14 protein-coding genes are annotated in these 13686 nt (G+C 63.5%); 10 read left to right on the top strand and 4 right to left on the bottom strand.

Annotated elements, in window-relative coordinates; translation table 11 throughout:
• Window positions 1-10: 10 nt before the first annotated feature.
• From FSY59_RS13430 to FSY59_RS13420, 3 genes are all read left to right on the top strand, one after another.
• Window positions 11-763, top strand: a complete 753-nt coding sequence (locus FSY59_RS13430) for an amino acid ABC transporter permease (RefSeq protein ID WP_003051116.1) — start codon at window positions 11-13, stop codon at window positions 761-763.
• Window position 764: 1 nt separating this feature from the next.
• Window positions 765-1436: an amino acid ABC transporter permease gene (locus FSY59_RS13425; protein ID WP_003051118.1), complete on the top strand. Its 672-nt coding sequence runs from the start codon at window positions 765-767 to the stop codon at window positions 1434-1436.
• A 143-nt stretch (window positions 1437-1579) separates the two neighbouring features.
• Window positions 1580-2317, top strand: a complete 738-nt coding sequence (locus FSY59_RS13420) for an amino acid ABC transporter ATP-binding protein (protein ID WP_003051120.1) — start codon at window positions 1580-1582, stop codon at window positions 2315-2317.
• A 79-nt stretch (window positions 2318-2396) separates the two neighbouring features.
• Here the strand turns inward: FSY59_RS13420 and rocF are convergent, their stop codons facing one another.
• Entirely contained in the window at window positions 2397-3350 is a 954-nt protein-coding gene (gene rocF / locus FSY59_RS13415; protein WP_003051121.1) for an arginase, read from the bottom strand.
• A 13-nt stretch (window positions 3351-3363) separates the two neighbouring features.
• The gene (locus FSY59_RS13410; RefSeq protein ID WP_148729110.1) at window positions 3364-4470 is read right to left on the bottom strand and encodes an ornithine cyclodeaminase; all 1107 of its coding nucleotides are present in this window, start codon (window positions 4468-4470) and stop codon (window positions 3364-3366) included.
• Between the two features lie 128 nt (window positions 4471-4598).
• On the opposite strand from FSY59_RS13410, the gene pyrC reads away from it, so the two are divergent.
• From pyrC to FSY59_RS13380, 6 genes are all read left to right on the top strand, one after another.
• Entirely contained in the window at window positions 4599-5645 is a 1047-nt protein-coding gene (pyrC, locus tag FSY59_RS13405) for a dihydroorotase (RefSeq protein WP_187427926.1), read from the top strand.
• A gap of 149 nt (window positions 5646-5794) precedes the next feature.
• Window positions 5795-6697 carry an NYN domain-containing protein gene (locus FSY59_RS13400; protein ID WP_003051124.1) on the top strand — a complete coding sequence of 301 codons (903 nt, stop codon included), beginning with the start codon at window positions 5795-5797 and terminating at the stop codon, window positions 6695-6697.
• Between the two features lie 154 nt (window positions 6698-6851).
• Complete coding sequence (locus FSY59_RS13395) at window positions 6852-7574, top strand: DUF3025 domain-containing protein (RefSeq protein ID WP_370458233.1); 723 nt, start codon at window positions 6852-6854, stop codon at window positions 7572-7574.
• A 73-nt stretch (window positions 7575-7647) separates the two neighbouring features.
• Window positions 7648-8520 (top strand): protease HtpX, encoded by an 873-nt coding sequence (htpX, locus tag FSY59_RS13390; protein WP_003051126.1) that lies wholly within the window; start codon window positions 7648-7650, stop codon window positions 8518-8520.
• A gap of 124 nt (window positions 8521-8644) precedes the next feature.
• Window positions 8645-9013: a YXWGXW repeat-containing protein gene (locus FSY59_RS13385; protein ID WP_003051127.1), complete on the top strand. Its 369-nt coding sequence runs from the start codon at window positions 8645-8647 to the stop codon at window positions 9011-9013.
• An 86-nt stretch (window positions 9014-9099) separates the two neighbouring features.
• Entirely contained in the window at window positions 9100-9894 is a 795-nt protein-coding gene (locus FSY59_RS13380; protein WP_003051129.1) for an oxepin-CoA hydrolase, alternative type, read from the top strand.
• Window positions 9895-9912: 18 nt separating this feature from the next.
• Here the strand turns inward: FSY59_RS13380 and FSY59_RS13375 are convergent, their stop codons facing one another.
• Together FSY59_RS13375 and FSY59_RS13370 are read right to left on the bottom strand one after the other, a co-directional pair.
• Complete coding sequence (locus tag FSY59_RS13375) at window positions 9913-10482, bottom strand: hypothetical protein (RefSeq protein WP_003051130.1); 570 nt, start codon at window positions 10480-10482, stop codon at window positions 9913-9915.
• A 173-nt stretch (window positions 10483-10655) separates the two neighbouring features.
• Window positions 10656-12440 (bottom strand): NAD(P)/FAD-dependent oxidoreductase, encoded by a 1785-nt coding sequence (locus FSY59_RS13370; RefSeq protein WP_003051131.1) that lies wholly within the window; start codon window positions 12438-12440, stop codon window positions 10656-10658.
• Between the two features lie 208 nt (window positions 12441-12648).
• Here FSY59_RS13370 and FSY59_RS13365 point away from each other — a divergent pair, with 208 nt between their 5' ends.
• Window positions 12649-13683: an intradiol ring-cleavage dioxygenase gene (locus FSY59_RS13365; protein ID WP_043375211.1), complete on the top strand. Its 1035-nt coding sequence runs from the start codon at window positions 12649-12651 to the stop codon at window positions 13681-13683.
• Window positions 13684-13686 lie beyond the last annotated feature (3 nt).

Genomic DNA, 13686 nt, shown 5'->3' with positions numbered 1-13686 from the left:
AGGTGCTCGTATGAGTTGGGATTGGCAGGTGTTCTGTGAGGACACCATTACCCAAGAGGTCGGGCAGAGTTGTTTTGGCAAGAACGGTGACATCACCTATCTGGACTGGATGATGTCGGCCTGGGGCTGGACCGTGGCGGTGGCCTTGCTGTCGCTGGTCATTGCCCTGGTGCTGGGCGCAGTCATCGGTACCTTGCGTACCTTGCCCGACCGTCCGTGGATCGTGCGCCTGGGCAATGCCTGGGTGGAGTTGTTCCGCAATATTCCCTTGCTGGTCCAGGTGTTCATCTGGTATCACGTGATTCCCGCCATGGTGCCGGCCATGAAGTCCCTGCCGGGCTTTGTGCTGGTGGTGTTTGCCATCGGTTTCTTCACCTCGGCGCGTATTGCCGAGCAGGTGCGATCCGGTATTCAGGCCCTGCCGCGAGGCCAGCGCTACGCCGGTATGGCCGTGGGTTTCACGACCTTCCAGACCTACCGCTATGTGCTGCTGCCGATGGCGTTTCGCATCATCATCCCGCCGCTGACCAGCGAGGCCATGAACGTGTTCAAGAACTCGTCCGTGGCATTTGCCGTGTCAGTGGCCGAGCTGACCATGTTCGCCATGCAGGCACAGGAAGAAACGGCGCGCGGCGTCGAGATCTATCTGGCTGTCACCGGTCTGTATGTGATTTCTGCCTTCATCATCAACCGCATCATGGCCTTCATCGAGAAGCGTTCCCGCGTTCCCGGCCTGATTGCAGCCAGCGGTGGAGGCCACTGATATGAATCTCAACCTCGACTGGTCGTTTTTCTCGTTGGAACTGTTCAGCAACTTTGTGCTGAAGGGGCTGTATTTCAGCGTGTTCCTGACGGTGGTCGCCACGCTGGGCGGCATCTTCTTCGGCACCTTGCTGGCGCTGATGCGCCTTTCGGGCAAGAAGTGGCTGGAGCTGCCAGCCACCATCTATGTCAACGGCATGCGCTCCATCCCGCTGGTGATGGTGATCCTGTGGTTCTTCCTGCTGATGCCCATGCTGATCGGCAAGCCCATCGGCGCGGAGACTTCGGCCATCATCACCTTCGTGGCTTTCGAAGCCGCATATTTCTCTGAAATCATGCGTGCCGGCATCCAGTCCATTCCACGTGGACAGGTGTTTGCGGGCCAGGCGCTGGGCATGACCTATGGTCAGAACATGCGTCTGGTGGTGCTGCCTCAGGCCTTCCGCAACATGCTGCCCGTGCTGCTGACCCAGACCATCATCCTGTTCCAGGATACTTCGCTGGTCTATGCGATCGGTGCCTACGACATGCTCAAGGGCTTCGAAATTGCCGGCAAGAACTTTGGCCGACCCATCGAGTCCTATCTGGCGGCTGCCGTGACCTATTTTGTGATCTGCTTTGCACTGTCTTGGTTCGTCAAGCGTCTGCACAAGAAGATCGCCATTATTCGATGAAACACCCCCTGAGTCGCTTCGCGCCCTCCCCCTCAAGGGGGACGACGGCCTCGGCTGCGGGGCGGCCCTTGCTGGCCGTCCCTGGCCTGACCGAGCCCGTTGCAGGCGCTGCGATGGATCACTGACAAAAGTCGGAGTGAAAAATGATTGAACTCAAGAACGTTTCCAAGTGGTACGGCAGCTTTCAGGTGCTGTCCGATTGCTCCACCAATATCAACAAGGGCGAGGTGGTGGTGGTGTGCGGCCCTTCGGGCTCTGGCAAGTCCACGCTGATCAAGACCATCAATGCGCTGGAGCCCTTCCAGAAGGGCGAGATCTTTGTGGACGGCACGGCCGTGCACGACCCCAAGACCGATCTGCCCAAGCTGCGCAGCCGCGTGGGCATGGTGTTCCAGCACTTTGAGCTGTTCCCCCATCTGTCGGTGACGGAGAACCTGACCATCGCGCAGATGAAGGTGCTGGGCCGCAGCGCGGCCGATGCCAAGACCCGTGGCCTCAAGATGCTGGACCGCGTGGGCCTGACCGCTCACAAGGACAAGTTCCCCGGTCAGCTCTCCGGCGGCCAGCAGCAGCGCGTGGCCATTGCGCGCGCGCTGTCCATGGACCCCATCGTGATGCTGTTCGACGAACCCACTTCGGCGCTGGATCCGGAAATGGTGGGCGAAGTGCTGGACGTGATGATGGGCCTGGCCAACGAAGGCATGACCATGATGTGCGTGACCCACGAAATGGGTTTTGCACGCAAGGTGGCCAGCCGTGTGATCTTCATGGACGTGGGCGGCAAGATTCTGGAAGACTGCAGCAAGGAAGAGTTCTTCGGCCATCCCGAAAACCGCCAGCCGCGTACCAAGGAATTCCTCAACAAGATCCTGCAGCATTGATGCCGCAGGCAAGCCGCAAAAAAGGCGCTCGCAGGAGCGCCTTTTTTCATGGCCTCGCGCCAGCCTCAGACTGAGTCGCTCAGCATTGCAGCACGCCGCGAGGCTCGCGCATCAGCGTGCTCTGGCCAAACAGGCTTTGCACCAGATCCACCACCAGCTCCGCCGTCTGGTTGCGCAGGTCCAGTGCCGGATTCAGCTCCACGATGTCCAGCGATGCAAGGCGGCCGGTGTCGGCAATCATTTCCATGCACAGCTGGGCCTCGCGGTAGGTGGGGCCGCCGCGTACCGGCGTGCCGGTGCCGGGCGCGATGTCGGGGTCGAGAAAGTCCACGTCGAAACTCAGATGCAGATGGACGTCGCTGTCGTTGCGCCCCAGCAAGGTGGCCAGCGCGCGGCGCATGACTTCACGCATGCCCAGCTCGTCGATGGCGCGCATGTCGTAGACCTCCAGCCCCAGCTCGCGGATCATGTGCTTCTCGCTCTCGTCCACGCTGCGCAGCCCGATCTGGCAGAACGATGAGGCGGGCAGGGCGGGAGTTGCCCCGGACAGCGCAGCCAGCTGAGCCGGCCCCAGTCCGCACAGGCTTGACACCGGCATGCCGTGCAGATTGCCCGTGGGCGAACTGTCGGGGGTGTTGCAGTCCGAATGGGCATCCAGCCAGAGCACGCGCAGCTGCTTGCCCGTGGCGCGGCAATGGCGGGCCACGGCGCTGATGGAGCCCGTGGCCAGCGTGTGGTCGCCGCCCAGCAGCATGGGCAGCCGGTTTTGCTGCAGCACCTGCAGTACCGCGTCATGGGCGATCTGGTTCCAGCTCAGGCATTCGGCCAGATTGCGCAGGCCCTGGGCATCGCGCGCGCCACGCGGATTGCCGGGGCCGGCCAGGTTGCCCAGATCGCTGACCTGTACGCCCAGTCGTTCAAGCGCCGGACCGAGCTGGGCCACGCGCAGGGCGTCGGGCCCCATGGCGGCGCCAAGGCGCGAAGCGCCGACATCGGTGGGAAGACCTATCAGTGTGCATGAGGTGTGTGTCATAAGCCGCTCCGCTTCAGGCCGTCTTACGGGCCGCAAGATGGGTGAACTGGGGACTCGATGCCTGTCTCACCATGGCAAACAGATCCTTGGGGTCGGCGAGCTCCGGCACCAGCTCGATCTGCGACAGCAGGCCCGCCTCGCCTGCCAGGCGGTGCATGGTGCGCAGCGCCGAGTAGTCCTCCAGTGCGAAGCCCACGGAGTCGAACAGGGTGATCTGGGCGTCCGATGTCCGGCCCGGCGCCAGCTTCTGCAGCACGCGCCACAGCTCGGTCACGGCAAAGTCGGCCGGCATCTGTTGCAGCTCGCCTTCGATGCGCGTCTGCGGCTCGTATTCGACAAAGACCTGTGCACGCTGCAGGGCGCTGGCATCGAACTCCGTCTTGCCGGGGCAGTCGCCGCCCACGGCATTGATATGCATGCCGGGCTCCAGCAGATGGCCGGGGATGATGGTGGCGCGGGTCTTGTCGGCGGTGGCGGTGGTCACGATATCCGTGCCGGCCACGGCATCGCGCACGCCGGTGCAGACGATGGCCGTGGCGCCAAAGCCGGGCAGGAACGGCTGCAGGTTGCGCAGCAGCTTTTGCGAGGCGGCCGGGTCAATGTCGAACAGGCGCAGCTCGCGCACGCCCAGCAGTTCCATGAAGGCCAGTGCCTGAAATTCGCTTTGCGAGCCGTTGCCGATCAGCGCCATGCTGCGGTTGCCGGCGCGCGCCAGATGGCGCGCGGCCATGGCCGATGTGGCGGCGGTGCGCAAGGCCGTGGTCAGCGTCAGCTCGCTGACAAAGCGCGGCATGCCGGTGGCGACATCGGCCAGCGCGCCGAAAGCCATCACCGTGGGCAGGCCCAGGCGCGGATTTTGCGGATGGCCGTTGACGTATTTGAAGGCGTAGTCCCGTGCATCGGCCACAGGCATCAGCTCGATCACGCCGCTGGCGGAATGGGCGGCCGTACGCGCGCTTTTGTCGAAGTCCTGCCAGCGGCCGAAGTCGGCCTCCAGGGCTTCGCTGACCAGGCGCAGCACCTGGGTGATGCCGATGCGCGCGACCAGCCGGGCAGCGTCGCTGGCGCTGAGAAAGTCGGTGCGCAAAGGTGTGCCGGCCAGAGCTTGAGGAACAGACATAAGACCTCCTCCTTGGCTTCATTCTTGAGGATTTCTGCGCCAAATGCCAGAGACAACAGCCTGTGACCGTCGTGGGAGCACTGCTCTTGCGGGTCGGGTGCGACCTTGCCGCCAGGGAAGATGGGACAATATCGGCCATGACTCAGACCATCACGATTACCCGCCCCGATGATTGGCACTTGCATGTGCGCGATGGCGATGCCATGCGCTGCGTGGTGCCGCACACGGCCCGCCAGATGGGCCGTGCCATCATCATGCCCAACCTCAAGCCCCCGGTCACCACGGCGGAGATGGCAGCGGACTACCGCGCCCGCATTCTGTCTGCCGTGCCTGCAGGCAGCCGGTTCCAGCCGCTGATGACGCTGTATCTGACGGACAACCTGGGCCCCGAGGAAATCGTGCGAGCCAAGGCGGCCGGCGTGGTGGCCTGCAAGCTGTACCCCGCAGGTGCCACGACCAATTCCGACCATGGCGTGACCGATCTGCGCAAGATCTACCCGACGCTGCAGGCCATGCAGCGCGAAGGCCTGGTGCTGCTGGTGCACGGTGAAGTGACCGATCAGAGCATCGACCTGTTCGACCGCGAGGCCGTGTTCATCGAGCAGCAGCTCAAGCCTCTGCGCAAGGATTTCCCCGAGCTCAGGATCGTCATGGAGCATGTGACGACCAAGGAAGCCGCCGAGTACGTGGCCGCAGCCGATGATTTCCTGGCGGCCACCATCACGCCCCAGCATTTGCTGTTCAACCGCAATGCCATCTTCCTGGGTGGCGTGCGACCGCACTTCTACTGCCTGCCGGTCCTGAAGCGAGAAACCCATCGCCTGGCGCTGGTGCAGGCCGCCACCAGCGGCAGCAGCAAGTTCTTCCTGGGCACGGACAGCGCTCCCCATGCCGCGCATCTGAAGGAAGCCGCGACCGGCTGCGCCGGCTGCTACAGCGCCCACGCCGCCATCGAGATGTATGCGGAGGTGTTTGACGGCGTTGGCGCCCTGGACAAGCTGGAGGCCTTTGCCTCCTTCAACGGCGCCGATTTCTACGGCCTGCCCCGCAACACCGACACCATCACCCTGGTCAAGGAAAGCTGGACACCTCCCGTGAGCTTTGAATACGGCGAAGGTGCGCAGCTCAAGCCCCTGCGCTTTGGCGAAGCCTTGCCCTGGAAGATGCTGGATTAAAAACAGTAGCTGCAAGCGCCTGTGTTCACTTGAATTAAAGGTGTTTCCGGTCTGAAATCAAGAAAGGAGTTGAGTAAGCTGCTCCTTTTTTAATTTGGCTTTACGCAAGGCCTCGGTTAGGCTTGGCCAAACAGCGCTCAGGAGATTGCATGCCCAACGATGTCCAGCCCAGGATTGCCTTGCTGATCGATGCGGACAACGCGCCCGCGGAGATGATTGACGAGATATTGACCGAGCTGTCCACCTTCGGCCTGATCAATATCCGCCGTGCCTATGGCAACTGGACCAAGGCCGGTCTGCATGGCTGGCAGAGCAAGCTGCTCGAATATGCCGTGCGGCCCATGCAGCAGTTCGATTACTCCAAGGGCAAGAACGCGACCGACATGGCCATGACGGTGGATGCCATGGAGCTGCTCTATACCGAAAAGCCCGATGCCTTCGGCATCGTCTCGTCGGATGCCGACTTCACCCCGCTGGTCATGCATTTGCGCGCCAAGGGCGCTGCCGTCTATGGATTCGGGGCGGAGCAGACGCCCAAGGCTTTCGTCAACGCCTGCTCGCGCTTCCTGTATTTCGATGCGCTCAAGGAGCTGGGCGACGGCATTGTCAGCCGCAGCGAACGCCGCGAGTTGGAAGAAGATGCGGGGGACGCTTTGCCACAGTCATCTGCCAGCCTTGTCGCAGCTGTGACGGCCGTGCCTGCCATCCTTGAAAAAGCACCAAGCTCTGCGGAGCCGGCGACTCCGGCGCCGGTGCCGACCAATTTGCTGCGCCAGAACACCAAGCTGCTGGCGATGTTGCGGGATGCGGTGAAGGCTACCCAAGATGAAGCCGGGTGGGCGTTGGTGGGTAAGCTGGGCACGCATATCGGCAACAAGCTGTCCTTTGATGCGCGCAACTATGGCTACCCTTCCTTGAGCAAGCTGCTGGCAGCAATTCAGGCATTTGAATTCCGGGATGAAGGCACTTCGCGGGTCGCCGTGCGCGACAAGCGCATGAAGAAGGCAGCATCGCCCCAGAGCACCTCGGCCGCAATGCCACCGCCAAAATAGCGGCATGGAGTGCATGAATCCGCTGCGCACCGCATGTCAGGGCCTGTCGAGTGCCAGCGATGCCGAGGAGTTTTTAGCGATCGACTGGTCACGCCCTTGGCTGAGCTGTCTGGCTTCTGCCGGGCGGACGATGGCGGAGCGCATTGCGAAAGGGATGCCTGTGTACCTTGCGCTCAATCACAGGCTGCCCTCGGCACTGAGCGATCATGGCTGGCAGTTCGTCGATCAGCTGCAGCTGCCTGTCGGTCAGGCCTATGAGGCATTTATCCACAGCCGGCGCTGCATTCCCACTCGCGACAATCTGCATGATTTCTTCAACGGCCTGATCTGGCTGCACTGGCCGCTGCTCAAGCAGCGGCTCAATGCATTGCAGGCGGCCGAGATCGCGCGCCAGGGCGTGGGGGCGCAGCGCGGGCGCCTGCGCGACTCGATCACGGTGCTGGACGAGAACGGCGGCCTGCTGCTGGCGCCTCAGGCCCTGTGCGATGCGCTGCGCGACAAGCGCTGGCAGGAGCTGTTCGTGGGCCGGCGGGCGCTTTGGGAGCAGGCGCGCTTCCTGCCCATAGGCCATGCCCTGCTGGAAAAGCTGGTCCAGCCGCGCAAGGCCATCACGGCGCATGTGATCTGCGTGCCGACGCAGCAGGCGCCGTGCCTGGCATCGCCGGCCGAGGCCGATGACTGGTTGTGCGAACAGCTGCGCACACAGTCTTGCAATCTGGCCGACAAGCCCTATCTACCAATTCCCATATTGGGAATCCCGGACTGGTGCCTGCAAAACCAGAACTTTTCCTTCTATGATGACTCTCTAGTTTTCCGAGCCCCACGTACCGTACAAACAACACAACAACGGGTACCGCCAGAAAGAGAACTGGCTTGATGCGCATTCGCCCTGCACAGGCGGTGCCTCAAGGGTTCTGGTCATTTTGTCCCCTGTGTGGAGTACACCCTCGATGAAACGTATTGCCTTATTTCTACTGACCAATATCGCCGTGGTGGCGGTATTGGGCATCGTCGCCAGCTTGCTGGGCGTCAACCGCTACCTCACTGCCAACGGCCTCAACCTGGGCGCCCTGCTGGGCTTTGCCTTCATCATGGGTTTTGGCGGTGCCATCATCTCGCTGCTGATCTCCAAGCCCATGGCCAAGTGGACATCGGGCGTGCAGGTCATCAACGAGCCGCGCAATGCCGATGAGGCCTGGATCGTCAACACCGTGCGCGGCTTTGCCGAGAAGGCCGGCATCGGCATGCCCGAGGTCGGCATCTATGAGGGCGAGCCCAACGCCTTTGCGACCGGCGCCTTCAAGAACTCGGCCCTGGTGGCGGTGTCCACGGGGCTGCTCGAAGGCATGACCCGCGAAGAGGTCGAGGCCGTGATCGGCCACGAAGTGGCCCACATCGCCAATGGCGACATGGTGACCATGACGCTGATCCAGGGCGTGATGAACACCTTTGTGGTCTTCCTCTCGCGTGTGATCGGCTATGCGGTCGATTCCTTTCTGCGCCGCAATGACGAGCAAAGCTCGGGCCCCGGCATCGGCTACATGATCACCACCGTGGTGCTGGATATCTTGCTGGGCTTTGTCGCCGCCATCATCGTGGCCTGGTTCTCGCGCCAGCGCGAGTTCCGTGCCGACGCGGGTGCCGCGCAGCTCATGGGCCGCAAGCAGCCCATGATGAATGCGCTGGCCCGTCTGGGCGGCATGCATCCGGGCGAGCTGCCCAAGAGCGTGGCGGCCATGGGCATTGCCGGCGGCATCGGCCAGCTGTTCTCCACCCACCCGCCCATCGAGCAGCGCATTGCTGCACTGCAAAACGCCCGTTAAGCGTACACCTGTGTAAACGGCAGTAGCCGGTCTTTACCGCTGCTTCACAAGCCCCTGTCAACAACTGGCAGGGGCTTTTGCGTTGTAGGAGCATATACATGTCCCCGGACTTTCAGGAGTTGTGATGTCCTTCATCTCTCAAACCATGACCCGCCGCCTGCTGCCGGTCTTGCTGCTGGGCGGCTCGGCTGCCCTGCTTACGGGCTGTGTGGTGGCCCCGGCCTATCCGGCTTATGGAACCGAGGTGGTCGCGGGCGACGTCTATGCACCCATGGCCCCGCCTGCCCTGATCAACGAGGTGATCCCGGTGGCTCCCTCGCCGGCCTATGTCTGGATCGGCGGCTCCTGGGGCTGGGGCGGCGGACGCTACAACTGGCGTCCCGGTCGCTGGGCCATGCCGCCACGTCCCGGCTACGGCTGGCATGAAGGGGGCTGGAACCATGGCCCTGGTGGCTGGCATCATGGCGGTGGCCATTGGGGGCCACGCCGCTGAGGGCGTCCGCTAGGTGACAAGAGAGGGCACAAGCCCGCTAGGCGGGCCATGCCGGCATCGCTAGAGTCGGATGCAGGAGGTTTGCCGTGAATCCTGCTCTTGTCACCCGCCGCGAAGGCGCTGTTCTCGTTCTCTCCAACAACAACCAGGCCGCGCGCAATGCGCTGTCGCCCGAGTACTACCACGCGGTCATGGAAGCGCTGCGTGCGGCCGGCACCGATGCCTCGGTTGCCGCCGTGATCCTCACGGGAGAGGGCGGTCATTTCTGCGCTGGCGGCGATCTGAACCAGCTGGCGACGCGGCGCGAGATGCCGCTGGCCGAACGCCGCCTCAGGCTCGAGGATCTCAACCATCTGATGCGTGCCATACGCGACTGCCCCAAGCCCGTGATCGCGGCGGTGGAAGGCGCTGCCGCGGGTGCGGGCCTTTCTCTGGCCATGGCTTGCGACATGCTGGTGGCGGCAAGGTCGGCGGTTTTCTCGGTGGCCTATGTGAAGGTCGGCCTCACCCCCGACGGTGGCGCGACGTCTTTTCTGGCCGAGTTCATGTCCCGTCAGTTGCTGACCGAGCTCTGCCTGACGGGTGAGCGCATCAGCGGCGAGCGCATGCATGCGCATGGCTGCATCAACCGCTTGACGGAGCCGGGCCAGGCCTTGGCCCAGGCGCTGGAACTGGCGCGGCAACTGGCCCAGGGGCCGGAGGTGGCGACCGCGCGTATCAAGGCACTGTGCCGGGTGGCTCACAACCACAGCCTGGAGCAGCAGCTGGCGCTGGAGGCTGACCATATGGTCGAGGCCCAGGGCAGCGAGGAGTCCCGCGAAGGCATCGCGGCCTTTCTGGAAAAGCGTGCGCCCGACTTTGCCAGGCTGCGCGGAGCCTGATGGAGCGCTCCTGGCGACCTAGCGAACCGTGTAGTTGAGCTGGAACATCACGCCGGCATTGCCCAGCACATTGACCTGGGCTCCCCAGTTCCGATTGAAGTCATAGCCCACGGCCGGAATGGCCGTGATGCCCCAGCCATGCCGGTTGTTGAACGGGATCTTCTTGTTGTACGGAAACTTGTAGCCGTGAATGATGCCGCCCGTGACCTTGAAGAAAAGGCCTGGCACGCTGTCAAACGGCCTGAAGCGCCAGCCGTAGTAGGCGTACTGGCTGGGCTGACCGAATGAATTCCTGAAATAGGCAAAGCCTGCGATATGGCGTTCGTCCAGCTCCTTCTCGGCCTGGATCAGCCAGACATAGGCATGCTTTTGTTCGTCAGGCTCGAAATCGTTTTCCTTTTTGGCATCGGAGAAGTGCCAGTCCAGGGGGGCGTAGCCAAACATCCAGCCCGACAGCGCAGAGGGCTTGTCGGCGGCAGTGTCTGCCGCAGCAGCTAAATCACTGGTTTGAGCGCTGGCACTGGCGGCAGCCAGCCAGCAGGCCAGTCCCAGGGTGACAGAGGCAGGTGCGAGTCGCAGAGGTTTCATGGTGACGCTTGGCGTGCGATGAAGTCCCCAGCGTACCGATGCCAAGCCTGGCGCAATGTCAGTCAGCGTCCAAAAACTTGTAAGAGCCATGACTTCCGGTGTGCTCGCGCCCCTCAAAGGCAGCCAGCCGGGGGGCTGGCATGCCTGGGGCGCAACGAGGCAGGCCGCGTGGCTTACAGGGCGCCGCCCGAGCCGCGTGCGCCCGAGGAGGGTACCGACACGCCGAGAATCGCCGCAGCCACGGCCTCGCCGACCTTGATGCCGTCGACACCGGCCGACAGAATGCCGCCCGCGTAACTGGCACCTTCACCGGCCGGGTACAGACCGCGCGTGTTGTCGCTCTGGAAGTCGGCGCCGCGGCCGATCTTGACCGGGGACGAGGTGCGTGTTTCCACACCAGTCAGCACGGCATCCTTCATGTCGTAGCCGCGAATCTTCTTGCCAAAGGCGGGCAGGGCCTCGCGCATGGCTTCGATCGCATAGGCGGGCAGTGCCTGGTGCAGATCGCCGAGGCTGATGCCGGGCTTGTAGGAGGGCTGAACTTCGCCAAACTCGGTGGATGGCTTGCCAGCCACAAAGTCGCCCACGAGCTGGCCGGGCGCACTGTAGTTCTGGCCGCCGAGCACATAGGCTTTGGACTCCAGCTGGCGCTGCAGCACAATGCCGGAGAGCGGGTGATGCTCGCCTTTTTGCAGCTTTTCGACGCCGAAGGTCTTGCCGTCAAAGGCCCAGGCAAAGCTCTCGGCGTCTTGCGGGTAGTCTTCGGGGCTGATGGCGCAGACCATGCCGGCATTGGCATTGCGCTCGGCGCGCGAATACTGGCTCATGCCGTTGGTGACGACGCGCCCGGGTTCGCTGGTCGCGGCCACCACGGTGCCGCCCGGGCACATGCAGAAGCTGTAGACGGCGCGGCCGTTTTTGGCATGGTGCACCAGCTTGTAGTCGGCAGCGCCCAGCAGCGGATGGCCGGCATCCTTGCCCCAGCGGGCGCGGTCGATCACGCTTTGCGGATGTTCGATGCGAAAGCCCACGGAGAAGGGCTTGGCCTCCATGGCCACGCCGCGCTCGTAGAACATGGCAAAAGTGTCGCGCGAGCTGTGGCCCAGAGCCATCACGGCATGATGGGTGGGCAGCGCATAGCTTTGGCCCGTGGCCTGGTCGAGCACCTGCAGGCCGACCAGCTGGCGCTGGCCGTCGACCTCTTCGATCTGCACATCGGTCACGCGCTGCTCGAAGCGGATTTCGCCGCCCAGGCGCACGATTTCCTCACGAATGCCTTCGACCAGCTTGACCAGCTTGAAAGTGCCGATATGGGGGTGAGCCGCGTAGAGAATTTCGGGCGGAGCACCATAGGTCACGAACTCGGTCAGTACCTTGCGGCCCAGATGGCGCGGGTCCTTGATCTGGCTGTAGAGCTTGCCGTCTGAGAAGGTGCCGGCGCCGCCTTCGCCGTACTGCACATTGGACTCGGGCGTCAGCTCGCGCTTGCGCCAAAGGCGCCAGGTGTCCTTGGTGCGCTCGCGCACGGTCTTGCCGCGCTCCAGCACGATGGGCCTGAAGCCCATCTGGGCCAGCACCAGTCCGGCAAACATGCCGCAGGGACCAAAGCCCACGACCACGGGGCGCTCGTCCAGGTCGGCCGGGGCCTGGCCCACGGCTTTCCAGCTCATGTCTGGCGTTGGGTTGACATGGGGGTGGTCGGCAAACTGCGTCAGCAGCGCGGCCTCCTGGCCCTCGTCGGCCAGCGTGATGTCGACGATGTAGACGGCCAGCAGTTCCGCCTTGCGCGCATCGAAGCTGCGCTTGTGCACATGCAGCCTGGCAATGGCGGAGCATGGAATGCCCAGGCGCTCGGCTGCGAGCTGGGTGAGCTGGTCCGTGGGCTGATATTCGGTGTGGTTCTCGGGGTGGTATTCCACCGCCGAGAGAGGGAGTTTGAGTTCTGCGATCCGGATCATGGCTTGTACCTATCAAGCAAGGGTCTGGATGGTAAGCCAAAGCCTTTGGGCCGGCTTGGCGCGGGCGGGGTGACCTTGGCGCCTGATCGGTGACACTATCAAAAACTGTAGCGCATGGCGCTTTATGGAAAAGGCATGGAGAGCAATTTTGTATAGCATCGGTAAAGATGAGGCAGCCGCTGGCTGCGTTGGCGGCTGCGGCGCTAGCATGGTGCGATTCACAGACGAGTCCATATCGCCCATGACCCAGCCGCACTCCTCATCCGAAACGCTTGTACCGGCCGCGTGCGCAACCTCGCGCAGAAGCTGGCTGCGGCAATCCGCAGCCCTGCTGGGGGCACTGCCCTTCATGCCATCGCCCGGTCGTGCCGCGCCCGCCGCAATCGGTTCGGCAGCAGCGCCAGCGACGGACGGCGCGGCGAAGGCCGCTGCTCCCTGGCTCAGCGGCGGTACCAAGGCCATCACCGCTGCCGTGCGCGGCATCAATCCATTTGCTGCGGCCGGTCTGGCGGGCGGTTGCCGCCTGACCTGCGAGGCCACCATCGGCCCCTGCCATACGCTGTCGCCCGAGCGCATGGATGTCAGCGATGGCTGGGACGGCCTGCCGCTGCATATGCAGATTCGCGTGGTCAACGAGCGCTGTGAGCCGGTGCCGGGCACGATTGTGGAGATCTGGCATACCAATCACACGGGCGGTTACTCGGGCCAGACTCACCGCATGTGCAACAACGATGCCGCCGATGTGAACAAGCAGTTCTTTCGCGGCTATCAGCGCACCGACGGCCATGGCGTGGCGCGTTTCGACAGCTGCTACCCCGGCTGGTATCGCGGCCGTGCCGTGCATGTGCACTTTCGCATCCTGCAAGGCAGCTACGACCCGGCGGACAGTGCTGCATCGTGGCTGACCAGCCAGCTGTTGTTCAGCGATGCGCTCAACAGCGAGATCTTTGCGCAGGCACCGCTTTACAAGGACAAGGGCCAGCCCGATACCCGCCTGGATGTGGACAACGTGGTCGGGCAGGAGCCGGACAAGACGCCTTATGTTTTCGATGTGCAGAACCTGGGCGGGGTGATGCTGGCATCGAAGACCGTGGTGGTGCGCAGCGACAGTGCCGACAAGCTCTGCCAGGTCAAGGGCTCCATGCCGCCAGGCGGCCCGGGTGGGCCAGGAGGTCCGGGGCGTCCCGGCGGCATGCGGCCGCCGCGCCCTGGCATGATGCCGCCACCTCCGCCCGGCACCTGAGTC

It is taken from the genome of Comamonas sp. Z3, from assembly GCF_008121565.1.
Classification (GTDB): domain Bacteria; phylum Pseudomonadota; class Gammaproteobacteria; order Burkholderiales; family Burkholderiaceae_C; genus Comamonas; species Comamonas brasiliensis.
The sequence above is the reverse complement of the archived record's forward strand: the minus strand, read 5'-3'. Positions and strand labels throughout refer to the sequence as shown.